Below are 19,910 nucleotides of genomic sequence, written 5' to 3'. Positions count from 1 at the left end.
TGAGTTTTCTGTCGGGCGCTCTTGTGGAACGACTTCGGCCTTGCCCGAGCTTGACCTCAGGAGGAGCCTATAGCGGGCTATCGGAGTCAAACACAGCGGCAAGCTGATCCCGCTCGGCTTGGCTCAATGGTGCCGCTGGCGTGGACTGCTGGCGGCGTAATCCGAACAGGAGAGCGATGGCGCCCGCTCCGAGTACCAAAGCCGGCATTCCCCAAAGGAGAGCGGTTTCCAAGTCGAGTGGCGGTTTCAGCAGGATAAAGTTTCCGTAACGCTTCACCAGAAAAGCGCGGACCTGCTCATCACTCTCCCCGAGCTTAAGGCGCTCGCGCACCAGCAGGCGAAGGTCTCGCGCGAGCTCTGCCTTGGAATCGTCGATAGACTCATTTTGGCAGACCAGACAACGCAGTCCGGCGGAAATAGCGCGCGCGCGCGCCTCGAGTTTCGGGTTGGTCAGGATTTCATCCGGCTGAACCGCCCTCGCCAAGCTAGGGGCGACGCTTGCGAGTACGATCGAAAGCAGAAGAATGCGACGAAGCCACGTCATTCGGCGGGCTCCGGCGCTGCGGGGCTGTCGGCGACGCGGAGGCGAGCCGCGCGGCGCGCGAAGCCAATTCGGAGGCGTCTGTCTGACAAGGACACAATCCCTCCGAACGCCATAATGACCGCACCGATCCAGATGCTCGTCACGAGCGGCTTCCAGAACAGGCGCGCATCAACCGAACCATCCGCGTGGCGGTTCCCAAGCGAAACGTAGATCTGCCCAAAGCTCAGCGTTACGATGCCTGCCTCGGTGACGGTTGTCTGTCGTGTGGGAAAGCTGCGCTTGGCTGGCTCGACGGCTGTCACGTATGCGCCGCCCTTGCTGATAACCGTATGGCCGACGAGCTCCGTGTAGTTCGGTCCCTGCCGCGATTGAAAATTCTCTATGGTGGCTTGATACGGGCCGAGATCGATCGTCTGACCTAACTTGACGGTCGCGATCCGCTCCACACCCCAACCCGTCGCCGCCAAGCCCATGAGTGTCAAGCCAAGGCCTGCGTGAGCGATCGCCCCACCCCACGCGGAGCGCGGCAGCCCGATCGCGCGGGCTACCATAAGCCGGCCGCCTTGCCCTCTTGCCCAGATACGCGACGCCACATCGGTGAACGAACCGACGATGAGGTAGACGGCGAGGCCGAGACCGGCTGCGGCGAAGACGGAGCCGCCCCGGATGACGGGAACGAGCACAATTGAGACTACAAGACCACCCAGGGCTGCGACCGTTACCCGTTGCGCTGCGCCGAGCAGGTCACCGCGCTTCCAGGCGATCGACTGACCGAGCGGCATCAGCAGAACGATAGGCGCTACGAGCGGGCCGAGCGTTAAATTGAAAAACGGCGCGCCGACCGAGATCTTGTCTCCGGTCAGCGCCTCAAGCGCGAGCGGATAGAGCGTGCCGGTCAGAACCGTAACGCAGCAGGTGGTCAGCAGCAGGTTGTTGACTGCCAGCGCGCTCTCGCGTGAAACGGGTGCGAACACGCTACGCTCGCTCAGGGAGGGCGCGCGCCACGCGTAGAGCGCGAGTGGCCCGCCGATGAATACGGTCAGTATGACCAGGATGAAGACGCCGCGAGCCGGGTCACTGGCGAACGAATGGACGGAGGTCAGTACTCCGGAGCGCACGAGGAACGTACCCAGCAGCGACAGCGAGAACGTAAGTATCGCCAGAAACAGTGTCCAAATCTTGAGGGCTTCACGCTTCTCCATCACGGCCGCCGAATGGAGGAGCGCGGTGCCCGCAACCCAGGGCATCAGTGACGCGTTTTCGACCGGATCCCAGAACCAGAATCCGCCCCAGCCTAGGGTGTAATAGGCCCAGTACGACCCCATGGCGATGCCAAGCGTCAAAAAGATCCAGGCAATCAGTATCCAGGGCCGAACGTAGCGGGCCCAAGCGGCGTCTAGCCGGCCACTGATCAGCGCGGCTACCGCGAAGGAGAACACGATCGAAGAACCGACATAGCCGACGTAAAGGAGCGGCGGGTGTATGGCAAGACCCGGGTCTTGAAGCAGCGGATTAAGGTCCAGGCCCTCAAGCGGCGCCGGAAATCGTCGCAAGAAGGGATCGGAGGTGAACAGAATGAAACAGAGGAAGGCAAGCGAGATCCAGCCTTGGACGGCCAGCGTATTCGCGCGCAGTTCGTTTGCCATGGTGCGTTCGAAAATCGCTACAGCCGCTCCAAAAGCCGCGAGAATCAGAACCCAAAGCAGCATGGATCCTTCGTGATTGCCCCAGACGCCCGCGAATTTGTATATAAGCGGTTTGGTGGTGAGTGAGTTCTCGGCGACTGTCACGAGACTGAAGTCAGACGCCACATGGGCGTAAGTCAGTGCTGCGAAGGCATAAGCTAAGAGCAGGAACTGGGTGATTGCGGCAGGGACCGCGATTGAAGTAAGCGCCGAATCCCTCGTCCGGGTTCCCCAGAGTGGCAGAATTGATTGAAGCAGCGCGACAGCGAGAGCCAAAGCGAGCGCGTAATGTCCGGTTTCAATGATCATCTTGTGGTCCCATCAGCTGGGATGTTTCGTGGGAGCGGCGCTATTGCGCTCGCGCAGATCTTTCGTTGCGCCAAGTGCCTTCTTGCTTGAGCTTGTCAGCTACCTCCTTGGGCATATATCGCTCGTCGTGTTTTGCTAGCACCGTGTCGGCATGAAAAAGGCTCGGTCCTTCCACGGTGCCCTCGGCGACGACGCCCTGCCCTTCACGGAAGAGATCCGGCAACAATCCGGTGTAGCTGACTTCGACATCGTGCTTTAGGTCTGTCACCGCGAAGATGACAGTCGACGAACCCTCATGAGTAAGTGATCCACGTTTCACTAGGCCGCCGATGCGCAGCCGGGTGCCCGGCGGCGGCGCCTTTGTGGCCAACTCGCTCGGGCCATAAAAGAAGACAATACTGTCTCGCAACGCGAACAGGATGAGCCCTATCGCGATCGTTAAAGTGACGCCAGCTGCGCTGATGATAGCGAGGCGCCTACCCTTTCGCGTCAAGAGATCTACTCCTCTAAACGAAGCTGTCTGACGAGTTCATCCACGCGAGCCGACGCTTGCGCATCGCCCGCTAGCTGAGCACGTGCGCTTGCGACAGCCGCCTCGGCCCTTTTGCGCTCACCCAATGCAGCGTAAGACCTAATAAGATGTAGCCATCCTTGAAGGTGATGGCCGTCCTTCGAGAGCTTCTCGGCGAGCTCCGCTACCATTCCCCGGATCGCGTTGCTCCGTTGCTCTGGAGGAAGCCCTTCAATGTCAGCTCCGGCTTGGCTGGCGTGGATGTCAGGAACTGCGGCAGCGAGGCTCAAATCTGCATTGGACCGCCTCGATACGATCGGCATGTCAGGCTGGCTGGGAGCGCCGACCTTGAGGTACGACGCGAGCGCGACAAGCGGCAGGACTAAGACGATTGCCAAAGCCGCTGCGGCGCGTCGCTGACCTCCGCGGCGCGACGTATGCGACCAGCCCTCGGAGGCCGAGTTGAGTGACGCGAGCAGCCGGCGCTCGATTTCGGCGCGAGTCGTCACCGACTCCTCAGGTGCTAGCATTCCGCTGCGCACATCCTCATCCGCTTCGGACAGAAGATCGCGATAGAACGTCACATCCGGATCACGAGCGCGAACGGCCTCGCGCCGCTCAGAGAGCGACCGGGCCAGCGCCAGCACGACTGACGACGTCATCATTGCAAAAATGACCCACAGCACGTTTTCAAACACCTCCGTTCGTCCTCGCCACCGCACAGCGCACCGTCCGCCGGCATGCGCCCCCAGTGAGGCTCGGGCCACCTGACTGTTCCGCCTTCATTGCCCAACTCGGAATTTCCGAACAATGTATCGGACAGAGCACTACAACGTTGAGGCAAGAAACGATCCTTCTTGCATTCATCCCGGAAGGATGGAGAGCGCGCAATGCAGCCGTCATGGACGCTCGGCCTCGGCAATGGCGTCCATCAAACCAGGCCGGCTTGCGTCCGAGATGCCACCAACCAGCTTGTACACAATTGTGCCATCGCCCTTGATCACATACGTCTCGGGAACGCCATAGACACCGAAATCGATCCCCGTTCGGCCTGAGCGGTCAGTGCCGACCTGTGCGAACGGGTTGCCGTGAGCGGCAAGATAGGCCAGCGCATTTCTAGGATCGTCTTTGTAGACAATGCCGGACAGTTTCACACCCAGTCGCTGCAGCGTAGGGTCGCTTGCCAACGTCATCAGGGCAGGTTGTTCTTCCCGACACTCAACACACCATGATGCGAACACGTTCAAGATCGTCACGTGCCCTCTCCGCAAATCTGCGCTCGACAAGCCAGGTGGACCGGATGTTGAAAGCCCTTCGAGCGGCATCAGCGCAAATTGCGGTACTGACCTGCCGATCAGAGCAGAGGGCACGAGTGAGGGGTCACCGGCCCCGAGCCGCACTAAAAGCAGTGCCGCAATTCCGCAGAAGACCAAAAAAGGGATAACCACCCACAAGCGGGCCAGTGCGCTTCGGCGCGTCGACGCGCTCAATGATAGGTGAGTTGAGGCCTGGATGTTGCTCATGCGCGACCGCGCCGATCCGAGTGATCAAGAAGGCGAGCCAACGTACGGTGCTGAAGGCCATAGTCGATAAGCACCGCCACGATCATTCCCGCCAGGACGCTGCCCGTCACCAGAAATGCCGCTATTATGAATCCGTCATGCCGCAACATATGCTCAGGAACCTATTTCGGCCGTCAGCATGCGAGCTATCGCCGCTTCGCCATTAACGGCTCGCGTGATCGCAAGGCGCCGGGCTCGGCGTCGCATGATCTCGTTACGAACTGACATAACGTGGAGCGTCACGAACAAGAGCGTGTATGCGAGCGCCATAACGATCAGCGGCCAGAGCATCGAGCCAGCAATAGCCGAGCCCTCCATCCGGAACACCGATGCGGGTTGGTGAAGCGTGTTCCACCAATCGACCGAGAATTTCACAATCGGAATGTCGATAAGACCCACGAGGGTCATAATCGAAACTGCTCGTGCCGCCCTACTCGGGTCCTCGATTGTCTGCCAGAGCGCGATGATACCGAGATAAATGAGGAGTAGAACCAGCATGGAGGTGAGCCGTGCGTCCCAGACCCAATAGGTGCCCCACATTGGTTTGCCCCACAACGAGCCCGTGAGAAGGCAGATGAAAGTAAAAGCTGCGCCGAGGGGCGCTGCCGCCTTTTGAGCCGCATCGGCGAGTGGATGACGCCATACCAAGGATCCGAACGCAGACACCGCCATGAATGTATAGGCAAGCATTGCGGTCCAGGCGGCGGGGACGTGGATGTACATGATTCGCGCTGTCTCACCTTGCTGGTAGTCGCAGGGCGCGTCGAACGTTCCAAATAGACCAATCGCGAAGGCGACTGCTGTCGAACCCCAAAGCAAAGGCAGCAGCTTTGCGGCGACGCGCACGAAATTGCCTGGGTTGCTGTAGGCGCTAAAGCTCTGCTTCAACTCTCGATCTCCTCGAAGCCAACCAGTAGGCGGGGAATCGCTCGCTTCCTAACGCGGCTCGCGTAGGGACTCTGCTCTCATTTCGCCTGCAAAGCCGATGAGCATTGCATCACACGAGGCACGGGGTCGCAAATTACCCCCGGTTATCATTTCGATGCCCGAAGATCGGAGATTAGACATTTCTATCGAGTGGTCCGCCTTAGTCCACCACGCGGATTTTGCGCGAAGTGGATTTAGCCACTCTGAGCCTCGGTGTTGTGTAGTCATCCAGCTGACAAGGAGAATGTGGATAGCGGGCGGAATCCGTGATCACCTGGAGAAACGGTCTCGCGTCTGACGCATGCATATCGTGTTAACGATCGAAGCATGCAGTAGCTGTTCGCACTCTCGCTCGCGGCGCTCGATTCGGAGGGGCAGTTATGGCCAGGCGGATAGTCGAGTGCGGTAAAGCTGACGGCTTAAGGCAGCAGAAGCGGTTCGTCGTGTGGAGCGCCTTAAGCTTACGTATGGGACCCTTGCTCCATTTGGATGACTGGTCCGTACTGGCGTTCAATTGAGCCGCCTATCGCGATCATCGTATGTATGAGGCCGCGATGGTCCTCCTCTCCCCCCGCCATCGCTGCCCACCTTGGGCGCCTCCCTAGACTTGGGCCGCTTGTGGCAACGCAGGCGGCCCTTCTTTTGCGTACTCTCATTCGGATAGACCAGCGTTCTATTCAACCAATACCTCTGCACTGTCACTTGATACCTGCGCCCAATGGCGTCAATCACGCGCTCCGTGCTAGCTGTTGATACGGAATGAAACGCAACGGAACCGGCCCGCGAGCAGGCAGTTGCAGGATAAGGTCGGCGGCGTAGCGCCCGACCGACCCTTCCCCTGACCGAAACGTGCTTCGCCGATCCCGCAAGCCTTAGTTCGACGGTTCGCTGCGGAGAGCCGGCCATGAAAAACATCGTGGATCTCCTAATCTGGTTTTGGCGAGGGAGCCCACGCGCGCCCAACACACAACTTGGGGCTATGGCCGAAAATCGAGACCAATCCAGCATGGCCGATTTTGTCCGCATCTTGCAGGCCTACGATCAAGACCAGTACGGAAGGAGTTAGGGGTGTCCGCGTAGCAATCGGTTGCGCGGGTCTCAGGGGCCGGGATAGAAAATGCGGGCCACGGGGAGCGCTATCAAGCGGTACGTTTCTAAACGGCCATCGCGGTACCAGTGCATCCTTCGAGAATCGGCCACGCATCTTCAAAATCAAACCCGTGACCGAACTCGTGAGAGCTATCTCGCACCAATCACGATAAGCGTATAGTGGCCTATGATGTTGTGACCGCGAAGATTAGGTACGCATTTCGATTGCACTCGCCACAAAGTCGCAAGCTCGGGCGGACGCGATGATCTACCACCTCCGAACGACTAATTTGCCGCGTCTGACGAGTTTGCTCGGCGACTGCATAGTTTGCCTCCGAGTAGGGCGTACGGAATTATTGATTTGCTACAGGCCTGACTAGCCGGCGCGGCAAACTAGAGCTGCACCAAAATTGGGTCCAGGCCAAACAATAGGCGCTTGAAGAACAGTCGTTCCAGGTTAGGACCCGCCGCCCGGTATTTCTGGTCTTGTGCTTCTCCGTAGCATGCGCGGGATCCTGAGGGACATCCAACCAACTCGGGGGCGCGCACGACGGTTCAGGACTCCGAGTTAGCCATGTGAAGCTCCGCGTGAATTAAGTCGAAGCCTGGATATACGAAAGTCGCAGCTCGGCTCCGCGAAAGTTTATCCCCGTTTGGCCCTTCCTGTCAGACGCGCAAATGCGAGTGCAATTGAGGACCAAGGTATCACACGGCATGCTCACCTCGACCCGTTCGTCGCGGATTCGGGTGAAGAAAGCCGGCGCTCGGCCTAGTGCCCACGCAGAAACACCGCGACAATGGAATTAAAGAGTCCTGAATAGGCACCCGGAGGTCGACCCCATGTGTCTAGCAAATGATGGTCAGTTGAAAGCACGAACCCACTTTGAGCGAACAGGAGAAGCCATGCCAGAAGGCCCCCTACTGCTTCCGACCTCCAAACTGGGAGCCGAACTGCATCAAGTCCGTTTACGGGAGAATTCGACGACGCTACGCCGTTCGCCGCGTGGCCCTAATGATCTGCACCAGCTTTCAAGATCGCAAGCGTTGCTCCCGATAACCCCGTCCCGAAACTTTGAAGGCGACCATGACAGCTCCATTTTTGATACAATTCGCCAATCAGATGGTCACCTCGTGGCGGACGTGATCCATCCTGTCGTTGAAATCTCTCCTTCCGACACTGTGGCACGCTTCAAGGTAAATGGGCATGGCATGACGGCCGAATCCTTGCGATTCACCGGACGAGGTAGAATCCAGCATCATTTTCGGGCTCCAGTCCATATGCTCGTGATGTACGAGAAGGGAGAGCGCAGTGAAGGAGAGACATTCGTGGAAGGTCTGCCGCGATCTGCGCTCCGAAACCTCGAGCGGAAACTGACATTCGTGCCGGCTGGCCGCAAATTTCACGATTGGCACGAGCTGCGCGGGTCGCAGATGCGGCTCATGTACTTCTACTTCGAACCTGAGAACCTGAAGGCTCTTTCTAAGCGTGGCATCACCGACCTACCGAACGCTCCACGTATACTATTTGAAGACGAAACGCTCTGGCACACCGCCCTCAAGCTGAAGACGTTCGTCGAGAGCCGTGCAGGAGACCCGATGTACTTCGGGAGTCTCGGTACTCTGCTCATACATGAAATCGTGCGTTTCACTTGCAGGATGCCCAGCATTCAACCTCAACTCCAAGGCGGCCTTGCACCGTGGCAGCAACGACTCGTCAGCGCCTATATCCAGGAACATCTCAATGAGCGGATACCGATTGGCACGTTGGCGCAGCTCGTTCGTCTGAGCCCATATCATTTCTGCAGGTTATTCAAGCAATCTCTCGGAATGCCGCCACATCGGTACCAAACTAAGCATCGTGTTGAGCACGCCAAGTTGCTGCTGGAAAAACGAGCGGGCTCGATGACGGAAATCGGTCGGGCGGTAGGCTTCAGCAGTCGTAGCGCGTTCGCCACGGCGTTCCGGAAGGCGACGGGAATTGCCCCGGCGGATTACCGCCGAAGCGTGGCTCCTCCTTTGACATGAATGACCTGCGACGTCGCGACCAAGTTTGCTATTCGGAAGGTGGAGGCATCTCGGCCTCTCATTGAGGTCGGTCTGGCTTTCGGCGCTTTAGGAACGCAGCTCATGAGCCGGAAGAAGACCTGCATCTACGAGTGATGGCCTAGCAGCATCCGTTCGCGCGACGTAACGGTGAGCACGGTATCCCACGTAAACGGGTCATTTCGGTCTTAATCCGCCGAACCGGTTAACACGCCGCAAATCGGAGATCTGCCGTACTCGATGCTCCCCATAGCCCACCAGCAACCGGATAGGAGCCGGAAGACTCGTGGCGAACAGAACGCAGAAATCCCGCCGTGGGAGCTCAGCAAAGCGACCGAAAGCTGAAGCGGCGCAAAGGGGACCGCCCCGCCCAAACGCCACCGAGTGATCCCGGGTTCCCTAAATCCGTCGCTGCTAACGGAGCGTGAAGGTGAGCTGACATTTATCGGGCGGCTACAGCATGGAGGTGAGGACATCAAACTGGCGAGCTTCTCGTGGCCCATCGCGTTCCACGCTGGAACCCCTCTCATGTGTTGAACGGCCTCGGTGGAGATGATTTCGCGGTCATGATGGGTTTTCATCCGATTTTGCGCGCTGCAGAGCCGATTCGACGCATCCGAGCAGAACCTCTTCGTCAATGGGTTTGGTCAGGTAGCCAACGACGCCCTGACCCAGAGCTCGAGTTCGCGCGCCGTCATCGAGGTAAGCCGTGATCAGAATTGTTGGTATGTCATAGCCAGATCCTACCAAGCGGCTATGCAACTCAGTCCCAGTCATACGCGGCATGTGGACATCAACGATCAAACAGGAGGTATGGCGGACGTTAGGAGACGCCAAGAAATCCATTGCGGATGCAAAGACCTCAGTCGTGAAGCCCACTGCCTGCATGAGACCCGCTAACGCCTCGCGAGATTGCTCATCATCATCGATGATCGAAATCTGAGTCTCGCTAGACATATCCCCGCCTTCTATGCTGGGGACGCGGACCGCCGCATTTCGCGTTCCGTATCTCAAGAAGCGCACCGCACGGCTATCCAATCATCGTACTGTAACGACAAGCGTTTGGAGCCGCGATTATATTGTGGACGGCCGATGCCAGACCTCGGAATAATCGACGCTATACTTTGGAATAATTGATCCAGAACTTCTGAATAGGTCAACCCGATTTGGGCCACTTCCGAACGCGTGCGCTGATGCCAGGCCATTGCGCTCGACGCGTCAGGGGGCGCTTCCGGCATCAAAAGCTTCAGTTGGTTTGCGCCTAAACAATTTTCGCTGATGGAGCCACCACGAAGCGATTAGGACCGTGGCGACTTTATACCGAGCGTCTCCGCTATTCTGACAAGCTCGGCTAGCGATTGCGCACCCATCTTCTGCATCACGTGGCCGCGGTGCGCCTTCACAGTGATCTCAGCTACGCCTAGCTGGAAAGCGATCTGCTTGTTCTTTAATCCAGAGGTCACGAGAGCCAGCACCTCTCGCTCGCGCGGGCTTAAACGTTCGAGACGCGATTTCAGTTCCGTAAGCCGCTGCTCGACCTTTCGCCGCGTCCGATCGCGCTCCAGTGCGATCGTCACCGCATCCAGCATGTCCTGATCGCGGAACGGCTTCGTCAGAAAATCGACAGCGCCTGCCTTCATCGCCTTAACCGACATCGGAATGTCGCCGTGGCCGGTCATGAAGATGATGGGAATGGAAGCGTTCATTTTCGACAGCTCGGTTTGGAAGTCGAGACCGCCCAAGCCCGGCATTCTAACGTCAAGTACAAGGCAGCTCACCACGTCGGGTAATAATTCGCCTTCGAGCAGCTCCGCGGCCGACCCAAACAACTTGACCTTGAAGCCGACCGAGTTGAACAGATCTCCGAGTGAGTCGCGGAAGTCCCTGTCATCGTCAACGACGGCTATAGTTGGCTCCTCGGCTACTGCGCGCTTTTGAATAGAATGCTGCGCCACGAGATACTCTCCCAACTTCGTGTAAAAATATCAGCTGCCGGCGCTCCAGGTTCGGTCCCGAGTTTCAGCTCGAAGATCGTTGCTCTTTGAATGGGTCGCCGTGGATGTGATATCCGTTAAATTCCCATAAGCCCGGCGATTCGCGATCCAAAAACTCGATCCCGCGTACCCACTTCACGCTCTTATACGCATAGAGGTTTGGCACCACGAGGCGCAATGGGTAGCCATGCTCGGCCGTAAGGAGTTCGCCGTTATGCCGTAGGGCGAAGATCGTCGTCGGGCGCAGAAAATCCGAGATTGGCAGGTTTGCCGTGTGGTTATTCTCGCCATGGACCATCACATGCCGCGCCTCTGGCCGCAGCTTCACTCGCTTCATTAATTCTGTGGCGAGCAATCCTTCCCAATGGTTGTCGAACCGACTCCAGTGCACTACGCAGTGCATGTCCGCAAATACTTCGCTCTGCGGCAGATTGGAAAGTTCCTCCCACGAAAGCCGCAGTTGCTCCTCTACCAGGCCGAACACTCGAAAATCCCACGCCCTGGGACGAAAGACCGGCACCGGGCCCACATGCTTCACCGGCCACTCGAGCGTAAGCGACTGTCCTGGGGGCAGCCGCCCAGCGGCACGCAACTCACGCTCTCGTTCACGTCGCTCGTTCGATCGCATAGCTAGCTCCATCGCAAAAGTATGGCGCGCGCAAAAGCACCGCGCGCCTAGTTAGCGTACCTTGTAATTTCCAGGGCCCGAAAACGCGGTTAGCCGGGTGCGGCGGACAAACATTGAGCTCCCGGTACGCCACATGCCGAGAAGGTCCCTATGAAGAACTACGGAACCCGAAGCGGCGAAGGGAGCCTCACTGCTCCTCCCCCTCACCGATCTCGGAATCGGAATTATTTGCAGACTCGGAGAGTAAGCCAGGGACAGTCTTGCTGGTATTGTGACGGAAAATGTTGACGGCTCCGATCACTTCGTCGTCGTTGTCACGAATCGGAAAGACATTGACGAGCGCCAGGAGACGATTGCCGTTGGGATGCTCGCAAATCACATCGGCGTTGCGAACGGTGGCGCCGTTGTTGATCACCACGGATGGTGGTGCAAGTTCGTGCGGCATCACTTCTCCTGAAGGGTAACGCAGAAGGTGTGACCCGCAATACTTCTCCGAGGCTCCCAGAGACGGCGTGCGTCCCCAACCCGCGATTGCAGCTTTGTTGCACTTGACGACAGTGGCATCCTTTTCGAGAACGTATATCCCTACTGGGATAGAATCTATTGCCGCTTGGTCTGCAAGGATTCCTTTTGTGACGAGGTGCCCGTCGACGACTTCTCCTCGGAAGTCCATTTTGTCGAAGTCGCCATCCAAAATCATCGTGCTTGTTGCGTTGGTTGCCATTTTCAACCTCCTTTGTGTACCCACCTTGTTCATAGGACCTATTCGGCCTTACACTCGAATTTGAGTAAGCATAGTCTCGCAGGTCACTGCCGTCGTCTCACCGTGCGCCGCACGATGTCTCATTTTGCGCCGATCGCCATTCGGTTGTTGTTCAGTTAAGGCCGCGGAGAGGCGGGTGCGGTGATCAGCTCGCCCGCTGGAACCGAGACGCAAAGGAACTCTCCACATCCGCCCTTAAAAAGTGGCAGCCCCAAAGTCTGGTACCCTCGCTTTGCCCATGTAACCGGTCTAAGTTAGGTTCCAAGGCATTTGGTCGGCCCACGGGATGATCATGCAAGTCCATTTTTCCACGGACCATATTGCGCCGCGCGACCGCGTGAGGTTCTGGTGCGACTACTTCGCGAAGCAGGCCCATAGCATCACGCCGGGCGAGATTTCGGATCCCGGTGCCTTTCGCGCGGAAGCGAGTGGATCGATTGCAGGCGAATTTGCGCTGCTGGAGATAAGTTCGGGACTTGAGAGGGTCCAACGGACGGCGGCCGACGTTGCCAGGGACAAGATTGAAGCGTTCTTCGTCCGCCGATTTCGCGCGCCGGTCATCTGGAGGGCCGCGGCACGCAGCACGCCAGTCGACCTGATTCATGAGCCCGGTGATTTCTGCATAAGCTCGACCGAATGGCAATTCAACGCGGAATGGAAAGGCCCAGAGTCGTTCGACATGCTGATCATCCCGTGGACTGCACTCTCGCCGCTTATAACCGGGGGTCGACTGGAACGCCCGTTTCGGTTGGCGGGTGCCTCGCCGCTCGGCTCGCTGCTCGGCGCAGCTATTGATGCGGTGAAGGGGCAAGCCCCGCTGCTCTCCAACGAACACGGTGAAGCCGTGCTGCGAAATCTCTGCGGTCTCGTGGCACTGAGCTGTAACATCTCCAACGAAGGCATCAATGGGGGGCGGGATTCGCTACAATCGGCGCGGCTCGCGGCCGCCAAGCGTTACGTCGACCTGCATCTCGCCGATCCTTCCCTGACCGCCGCCAGCGCCGCGGCCGCACTCGGCATCTCGGCGCGCCAGTTGCATCGCCTGTTCGAGGCAAACAATGTAAGTTTCGCCCGATACGTTTCGCGCGAGCGACTGCTCCGGTGCCGCGACGCCATCGCCGACGCGACGGGCACCGGCCGATCGGTGATCGATATAGCTTTTGGCTGGGGGTTCAACAGTATGGCGACGTTTTATCGTGCGTTCGCAAGCGAGTTCGGTAGCCCGCCCACCATGCTGCGTGCGGCATCGCAAGGACGAGTGAATGGCCAGCGCACGACAGGAAAGGACACATCGTGAATGCTCGGGGCGATCTCCCGCTTGGCGCTAAATGAGACGTTGCTTGGCGCTAAATGAGACGACCTCGCAACTGCTTCCGTGTGAATGACCTACGGAAATCGCGCGCGAATGAGATGCCAGGTTGCACGACGCTTCTATGCGCCTGAGGTGTCGCATCCGATTGCTATCATGTGTCGCGCGCAGCCGAGTGAGCCGCGCCCGCACGCAAAGGAAATGACATCGTGGATGCTGTGCAGCAGGAGCTTGTTCAGACCACCTTCGCCCGGCTGGCGGCGATGCCTGAGGTCACCGGGGCGTTGTTCTACGAGCGGCTATTCGCCACCAATCCGAATTTCCGGCCGCTATTCAGAAACAACATGCGTATTCAGGGCGTCAAGCTAATGACCATGCTCGCTATGGTCGTCTACCATCTACCCGCGCCGGATCAACTTTCGCCCGCGATCCATGACCTTGCCGTCCGCCATGGCGAGTACGGGGTTAAGCTCGCGGACTACGACGCGATGCGGGAAGCGTTGCTCTGGACCCTCGAACAGGCGCTTGGAGAGGATCTCACGCCCGCCGTTCGTGAGGCGTGGACGGTCTGCTACGATGAACTCGCGGGTGAAATGAAGGCGGCGGCCGGCGTCTGATTTACGATCTCCCGCCTGGCACTAATCGCCTTTTTTCCTCTCTGGAAGCGGTGATCCCGATATGTCCGTTCCGGGTCTTGGTTGTGTGCAAACGGATAGGATGGCGCGCGCCCGTTGTCGGCCGACGTTTATGAACTCGTGCGTAACAATCAGATGATGTCGCGGTGTCCACCGCGACCTGGACATTATAGCCGACGACACCCGATCCGCGTCCGCTGGTGGCCATCGAACGGGCATCCGGATCGGTCAGCGATATCTGTTGATCCGGCGTATTGCGCATCGTACGCATACGACGAAGACCGCCTGATTGACGCATGCGCGCGAGAGCCGGGTAGCGCTATGATAGCGCTACGTGAAGGTTAGGCAGCTTGCTGAAGTGGTGATGCTGTGGCAACAAGAATATCACCTATCCCGGGGCTCTCGGGGTACGTGCTGGCGCCCCTGCGGGAAAGTGCGGACTTCACCCTTTACCGCGGCCGAAAGCACGACGCCCCCTCGCCGGTCCTAGCGATCGCACTCCTCGAACAGCCGTCGCCTCAGAGCATCAGGCGGCTCATGCACGAATACTCGCTCGGAGCCGAACTCGATCCCGCGTGGGCTGCCAAGCCTCTGGCCATTGCTCGTCACGAAGGGCGGATGATCCTCTTACTCAAGGACCCTGGCGGTCAGCCGCTGGATCGGATTCTTGAGCGTGACCAGGGGCAACCGCTCGACCTGACTCGTTTCCTTCGCACCGCTATTGGGTTGGCAAGAACACTCGGTCAAGTCCATCAGCAGGGCTTCATACATAAGGATATCAAGCCTGCGAATGTCCTCGTCGACGAGACCGGCAACGCGTGGCTCACGGGATTCGGGATTGCGTCCAAACTTACGCGCGAGCGCCAGTCGCCCGAACCTCCAGAATTCATCGCGGGAACGCTCGCCTACATGGCACCCGAGCAGACGGGACGAATGAACCGTTCGGTCGATTCTCGGAGCGACCTTTACTCGCTTGGGGTGACCTTTTACGAGATGCTGACCGGGAGTCTTCCATTCACGGCCTCCGACCCGATGGAATGGGTGCACTGTCACATCGCGAAACAACCAGCCGCACCCAGCGAGCGTGTAGGAACCGTACCGGCCTCGGTGTCCGCGATCACGATGAAGTTGCTCTCCAAGACGGCGGAGGAGAGGTATCAGACAGCGGCGGGAGTTGAGAGCGATCTTCGGCGCTGCCTGTCCCAATGGGAGTCCCAGGGGTGGATCGATGACTTCACTCCTGGCGCTCACGACACCCCAGATCGCCTTATGATCCCCGAGAAGCTGTACGGGAGGGACCGCGAGGTTGACGCTCTGCTGACCGCCTTCGACCGCATCGTAGGCGGTGGCCGTGTAGAACTGGTGCTGGTCTCCGGATATTCCGGCATCGGCAAATCCGCAGTCGTCAATGAGCTACACAAACCACTCGTGCCGCCACGCGGCTTGTTTGCATCAGGCAAGTCCGACCAGTACAAGCGCGACATTCCGCATGCCTCGTTGGCCCAGGCGTTTCAGAGCCTCGTCCGGCGGCTCCTCAGCCAGAACGAGGAAGACCTGCGCAAATGGCAGGACGCACTTCGTGAGGCGCTGGGTCCCAACGGATTGCTCCTCGTCGATCTGGTCCCGGAATTGAGGCATGTCATTGGCGAACAGCCGCCAGTGCCCGAATTGCCGTCGCAGGAAGCCCAGAGACGTTTTCAGATCGTATTTCGACGGTTCATCGGCGTATTTGCGCGACCCGAACACCCGCTCGCGCTCTTCCTCGATGACATGCAATGGCTAGATGTCGCCACACTCGACCTCCTCGAAGACCTGTTGACCCGCAACGATTTGCAGCACTTGCTGCTCATTGGTGCGTATCGGGACAACGAGGTCGATGCCACCCACCCGCTCGTGCGTAAGCTGGAAGCAATCCGTCAGGCCGGAGCGGCAGTGCAGGACATCGTTCTCACACCACTCAATCGCGACGATCTAGGCAAACTGATTGTCGACTCCCTTCACTGCCAACTGGAGCGCGGGGCCCCACTGGCAGGCTTGATCCACGAAAAGACGTCGGGCAACCCGTTCTTCGCAATCCAATTCATTTCTACTCTGGCGGACGATCGCCTACTGAAATTCGATTATCGCGAGCGCCGTTGGGTATGGGACCTGCTTCGCATTCGTGACAAAGGCTTCACGGACAATGTTGTAGAGCTGATGGTCGAGAAGTTGAAGCGCCTTCCGCCAGAAACCCAGAAGGTACTCCAGCAGTTCGCCTGCATGGGCAACAGTGCAGAGTTCGAGATGCTGCGGATTGGGTATCAGAGCTCAGTCGAGCACATCCACGACCATCTCTGGGAAGCCGTGCGATCGGGCCTCATCTTCCGTGCGGACAATTCCTACCGTTTCCTGCACGACCGCGTGCAGGAAGCCGCCTACTCGCTGATTCCGAAGGAGCTGCGTGCCGAGGCTCACCTGCGCATCGGAATGCTCCTCGCCGAGCACACGCCCGCTGAAAAACGTGAGGAGGCGATATTTGAGATCGTCAATCAACTCAACCGGGGCTCCCATCTCATCACCTTAGTCGAGGATCGCGAGCGCGTCGCGGAACTTAATCTGATCGCCGGCCGGCGCGCGAAGCTCTCGACAGCATACGACTCGGCGCTCAAGTATCTCAGAGCTGGCAGAGCCCTTCTGGAAGAAGAGACTTGGAAACGTAATCACCAGCTCATCTTCTCGATCGAGTATCTGACAGCCGAGTGCGAGTTGCTCACTGTCACGGTTTGCCTCGCCGCTGGGGATCCACTCGCCGAAGTGCAAAAGGAATGCGAGAACGGCCTCGCATCCGCTAGGCGGGCGCGTTTCGGCCTGGCCATCGAGCGCTGCGAAGCACAACTCGGTTTGATCCTCACCTTGCGCGGGCTGACTGCAACTTTCGGATGCCTGGACCACGAGGGATACAGTGAAATCGATACCGAACGCCGCTTAGCCAAGAGCCCCGACTTAGTGCTCGCCGAGTTCTATTACTGGACGCGAAAGCTGCAGGCGCGCTTTTTCGCCGGAGACCTTGCGTCGGCGGTTGACGCCTCGCTACACGCCGAACCGCTGCTTTGGACGTCGGCGGCAATGTTCGAGTCAGCGGAGTATCGACTCTATGGGGCGCTGGCGCATGCGGCGATCTGTGATCACGCCACACCGGAGGAGAGACCGAGGCATTTCGATTCTGTGCTGGACCACTACCGGGAGCTCCAAATGTGGACGGAGGCCAACCCCGAAACCTTCGAAGATCGCGCCACGTTGGTCGGCGCCGAAATCGCCCGCCTTGAGGGCCGGGTGCAGAACGCTCAGGAGCTGTACGACAAGGCCATCCACGAGGCTCACAAACACGGATTCGTGCACAACCAGGCAATTGCCAACGAGATCGCCGGGCGCTTCTACGCAGAGCGCGGTTACGAGAAGATCGCCGCGACCTATTTGCGGGCGGCGCGGGCCTGCTACCTGCGCTGGGGAGCCGACGGAAAGGTCCGCCAACTTGAGGAGCTTTATCCGCACCTCAACGTGGACAAGTCGATCCCGGATTCCGCGGCGACAATAGTGACACCCATCGAGCAGCTCGACTTGACTACCGTACTCAGAGTGTCGGAAGCAGTGTCAGGCGAGATCGTCTTCGAGAAGTTAATCAACACGCTCATGAGTTCGGCAATCGAACACGCGGGCGCCGATCGAGGTCTCTTGATACTTTCGCGAGACGACAAATATCAAATTGAAGCAGAAGCCACAACCAGCGGTGACAACGTGAACGTGGTCCTGAAACAGGCACGCGTCACGGCCTCTGATCTGCCGGAGTCTGTGTTTCACTACGTCCTTCGGGCAAAAGAAAGCGTTCTCCTGCACGATGCGTCCAGTCGGAGCTCGTTTTCAGCGGACGCTTATATTCGCGACCATCGCTCGCGGTCAGTGCTTTGTCTCCCGATACTTAAGCAGACCAGGTTGATTGGAATGCTGTACTTGGAGAACAACTTTGCGACTGACGTGTTTACTCCCGCTCGAATGGTGGTCCTCACACTACTCGCTTCCCAGGCGGCTATCTCAATAGAGAATGCCAGCCTGTATCGCGAGCTAGCCGAGCGGGAGGCCAGGATCCGACGGCTAGTGGATGCCAACATCATCGGCATCTTCGTCTGGGATCGTGACGATCGGATCATCGATGCCAACGAAGCTTTTCTCCGCATCGTCGGATACGACCGCGACGATCTCGTCTCCGGTCGACTGCGCTGGCGGGATCTGACGCCCACCGAATGGCGCGATGCCGACGACCGACGCGTGGCCGAGCTGGAGGCGACCGGAACCGCGCAACCCTATGAGAAGGAGTACTTCCTGAAAAACGGCAATCGCGTGCCAGTGCTGGTCGGGGCAGCGACGTTCGGCGGGCGACACGACCAAGGCGTTGCCTTCGTGGTAGACTTAACGCAGCGCAAGCGGGCAGAGGAGGAAATTCGCGAAAGCGAGCGCCGCTACAGCGAGGTGCAGATGGAGCTCGTGCATGCGAATCGAGTCGCAACAATGGGGCAGCTCTCTGCTTCTATTGCCCATGAAGTCAACCAGCCGATCGGCGCGACGCTCAACAATGCCTCAGCGGCGTTGCACTGGCTAAGCAAAGAACCGGCAGATCTGGAGAAAGCTCGTCAGGCTCTCAACCGGATCTTTGCTAACGGCAATCGCGTCAGCGAGGTCGTCGGCCGGATGCGCGCGCTTTTCAAAAAAGCACCTCTCCGGAAAGAAGACGTGGACATCAACGGAGCGATCCTCGAGGTCATCGCCCTGACCCGTGGCGAAGTCGAGAAGAATGGCATTGTGGTGCAGTCATACCTCGTGGACGGCTTGCCGCTCATTCAAGGAGATCGGGTTCAGGTGCAACAAGTGATCATGAACCTGATCATCAACGCGATCGAAGCTTTGAGCTCGATCTGCGAGGGGGCGCGAGAATTGGTGATCACTACCGCGAAGAGCGAGCCGGATGGCGTTCTTGTCGAGGTGCGGGATTCGGGTCCAGGTCTGAGTTCACAGGATCTTGAGCGCGTCTTTGACGCCTTCAATACGACAAAGCCCGGCGGCTTGGGCATGGGTCTGTCGATCTGCCGCACCATCATCGAAGCGCACGGGGGACGACTATGGGCCACTGCCGCCGAACCTCGGGGAGCAAGTTTTCGATTCACGTTGCCCGCGCAGTCAAATTGAGCCGCGTGAATCGAATATCCTACAGCGAGCCAACAGCGGAGCGAATGTCTATCGACGGTGCGAATCTTGGTGTCTTTCGGCTTTTGCGATTTCAAGCACGTGCCCGTCGCTCACGTGACAGAGCTGCACCAGTTATTGAGTTCGCCCGTTGAGTCGCCTTAATGCAATGACAGATGGCGACCCTGGGGTGGCAATCGCGCTTTAGTTGCTAATTCAAAAAAAGCAGCTACCAATCAACTAACCAAGGGCGACCTGTGCAACTTATTCTCACTTGTAGGCCGCGGCTGACTTTTGAGCCAACTTAGATTGATACGTGATTGAGACCACGGAGCTGCCTAGCAGGCCAAAGACGAAGCGGAACTACTCACTCGATAAATCCGCAAGAATGAGAACGCCGCAACAAGAACCGAGCTTACCGTCACGCGCAATCTGCTCTATCTCTCGCGAGACATCAGGACAGCAGTGTCACGGACAACCAGGATGCGAACCATATTCCCAGCGTCAACTGTATTGCCCACCGGTGTCGAAGTGACCGTGAGGGATACTAAACTCTGCGCCCATAACGTCGACATCCAAGGTCGCTATCGGCATATCGAGATCGGATCGACGCAATGCAAGCTTCATGATCCGGGGTTTTTTCCGGACCCTCGAGTTGAGCTGATGTCATCCTCCGCGGCGTTAGCAGGAAAGAGCG

At 58.4% G+C, this 19,910-nt stretch carries 14 protein-coding genes and 1 pseudogene; 4 read left to right on the top strand and 11 right to left on the bottom strand.

Translation table 11 applies throughout. The features are described from left to right. Positions 1 to 67: 67 nt before the first annotated feature. From XH87_RS13720 to XH87_RS13695, 6 genes are all read right to left on the bottom strand, one after another. A complete protein-coding gene (locus XH87_RS13720; protein ID WP_271587686.1) occupies positions 68 to 544 on the bottom strand; it encodes a cytochrome c-type biogenesis protein in 477 nt (158 codons plus the stop codon). Continuing rightward, positions 541 to 2,538 (bottom strand): heme lyase CcmF/NrfE family subunit, encoded by a 1,998-nt coding sequence (locus tag XH87_RS13715; RefSeq protein WP_271587685.1) that lies wholly within the window; start codon positions 2,536 to 2,538, stop codon positions 541 to 543. The genes XH87_RS13720 and XH87_RS13715 overlap by 4 nt, the downstream gene beginning before the upstream one ends. A gap of 40 nt (positions 2,539 to 2,578) precedes the next feature. Next, a complete protein-coding gene (ccmE, locus tag XH87_RS13710) occupies positions 2,579 to 3,031 on the bottom strand; it encodes a cytochrome c maturation protein CcmE (protein ID WP_271587684.1) in 453 nt (150 codons plus the stop codon). A gap of 5 nt (positions 3,032 to 3,036) precedes the next feature. Next, a complete protein-coding gene (gene ccmI / locus XH87_RS13705) occupies positions 3,037 to 3,747 on the bottom strand; it encodes a c-type cytochrome biogenesis protein CcmI (protein WP_271587683.1) in 711 nt (236 codons plus the stop codon). Between the two features lie 201 nt (positions 3,748 to 3,948). Beyond that, positions 3,949 to 4,572, bottom strand: coding sequence for a DsbE family thiol:disulfide interchange protein (locus XH87_RS13700; RefSeq protein WP_271587682.1), 624 nt, complete (start codon positions 4,570 to 4,572; stop codon positions 3,949 to 3,951). 153 nt (positions 4,573 to 4,725) lie between these two features. After that, positions 4,726 to 5,499 carry a heme ABC transporter permease gene (locus tag XH87_RS13695; RefSeq protein ID WP_271587681.1) on the bottom strand — a complete coding sequence of 258 codons (774 nt, stop codon included), beginning with the start codon at positions 5,497 to 5,499 and terminating at the stop codon, positions 4,726 to 4,728. A 2,031-nt stretch (positions 5,500 to 7,530) separates the two neighbouring features. On the opposite strand from XH87_RS13695, the gene XH87_RS13690 reads away from it, so the two are divergent. Further along, positions 7,531 to 8,652, top strand: a complete 1,122-nt coding sequence (locus tag XH87_RS13690) for a helix-turn-helix domain-containing protein (RefSeq protein WP_271587680.1) — start codon at positions 7,531 to 7,533, stop codon at positions 8,650 to 8,652. Positions 8,653 to 9,234: 582 nt separating this feature from the next. Here the strand turns inward: XH87_RS13690 and XH87_RS13685 are convergent. The 4 genes from XH87_RS13685 to XH87_RS13670 all read right to left on the bottom strand — a co-directional run bounded on the left by XH87_RS13685 (position 9,235) and on the right by XH87_RS13670 (position 12,016). Next, complete coding sequence (locus XH87_RS13685) at positions 9,235 to 9,627, bottom strand: response regulator transcription factor (protein ID WP_271587679.1); 393 nt, start codon at positions 9,625 to 9,627, stop codon at positions 9,235 to 9,237. A 341-nt stretch (positions 9,628 to 9,968) separates the two neighbouring features. Further along, positions 9,969 to 10,625, bottom strand: coding sequence for a response regulator transcription factor (locus tag XH87_RS13680; RefSeq protein WP_271587678.1), 657 nt, complete (start codon positions 10,623 to 10,625; stop codon positions 9,969 to 9,971). Between the two features lie 64 nt (positions 10,626 to 10,689). Continuing rightward, positions 10,690 to 11,292 (bottom strand): sulfite oxidase-like oxidoreductase, encoded by a 603-nt coding sequence (locus tag XH87_RS13675; RefSeq protein ID WP_271587677.1) that lies wholly within the window; start codon positions 11,290 to 11,292, stop codon positions 10,690 to 10,692. 187 nt (positions 11,293 to 11,479) lie between these two features. Beyond that, positions 11,480 to 12,016 carry a PAS domain-containing protein gene (locus XH87_RS13670; protein WP_271587676.1) on the bottom strand — a complete coding sequence of 179 codons (537 nt, stop codon included), beginning with the start codon at positions 12,014 to 12,016 and terminating at the stop codon, positions 11,480 to 11,482. 325 nt (positions 12,017 to 12,341) lie between these two features. Between XH87_RS13670 and XH87_RS13665 the strand changes: the two genes are divergently transcribed. Next, positions 12,342 to 13,352 carry a helix-turn-helix domain-containing protein gene (locus XH87_RS13665; protein ID WP_271587675.1) on the top strand — a complete coding sequence of 337 codons (1,011 nt, stop codon included), beginning with the start codon at positions 12,342 to 12,344 and terminating at the stop codon, positions 13,350 to 13,352. 221 nt (positions 13,353 to 13,573) lie between these two features. Beyond that, on the top strand, positions 13,574 to 13,981 hold the full coding sequence (locus XH87_RS13660; RefSeq protein WP_271587674.1) for a globin domain-containing protein: 408 nt from the start codon (positions 13,574 to 13,576) through the stop codon (positions 13,979 to 13,981). Between the two features lie 111 nt (positions 13,982 to 14,092). On the opposite strand, the pseudogene XH87_RS36765 reads toward XH87_RS13660, so the two are convergent. Continuing rightward, positions 14,093 to 14,252: pseudogene (locus XH87_RS36765) on the bottom strand (IS5/IS1182 family transposase); the annotation flags it as partial. A gap of 161 nt (positions 14,253 to 14,413) precedes the next feature. Here XH87_RS36765 and XH87_RS13655 point away from each other — a divergent pair. Continuing rightward, complete coding sequence (locus tag XH87_RS13655; RefSeq protein WP_442868273.1) at positions 14,414 to 19,216, top strand: trifunctional serine/threonine-protein kinase/ATP-binding protein/sensor histidine kinase; 4,803 nt, start codon at positions 14,414 to 14,416, stop codon at positions 19,214 to 19,216. The last annotated feature ends 694 nt before the right edge of the window (positions 19,217 to 19,910 follow it).

This window comes from Bradyrhizobium sp. CCBAU 53415, from assembly GCF_028128735.1.
In the GTDB taxonomy this organism is placed as follows: domain Bacteria; phylum Pseudomonadota; class Alphaproteobacteria; order Rhizobiales; family Xanthobacteraceae; genus Bradyrhizobium.
This window is presented reverse-complemented; position numbering and strand designations above follow the sequence as displayed.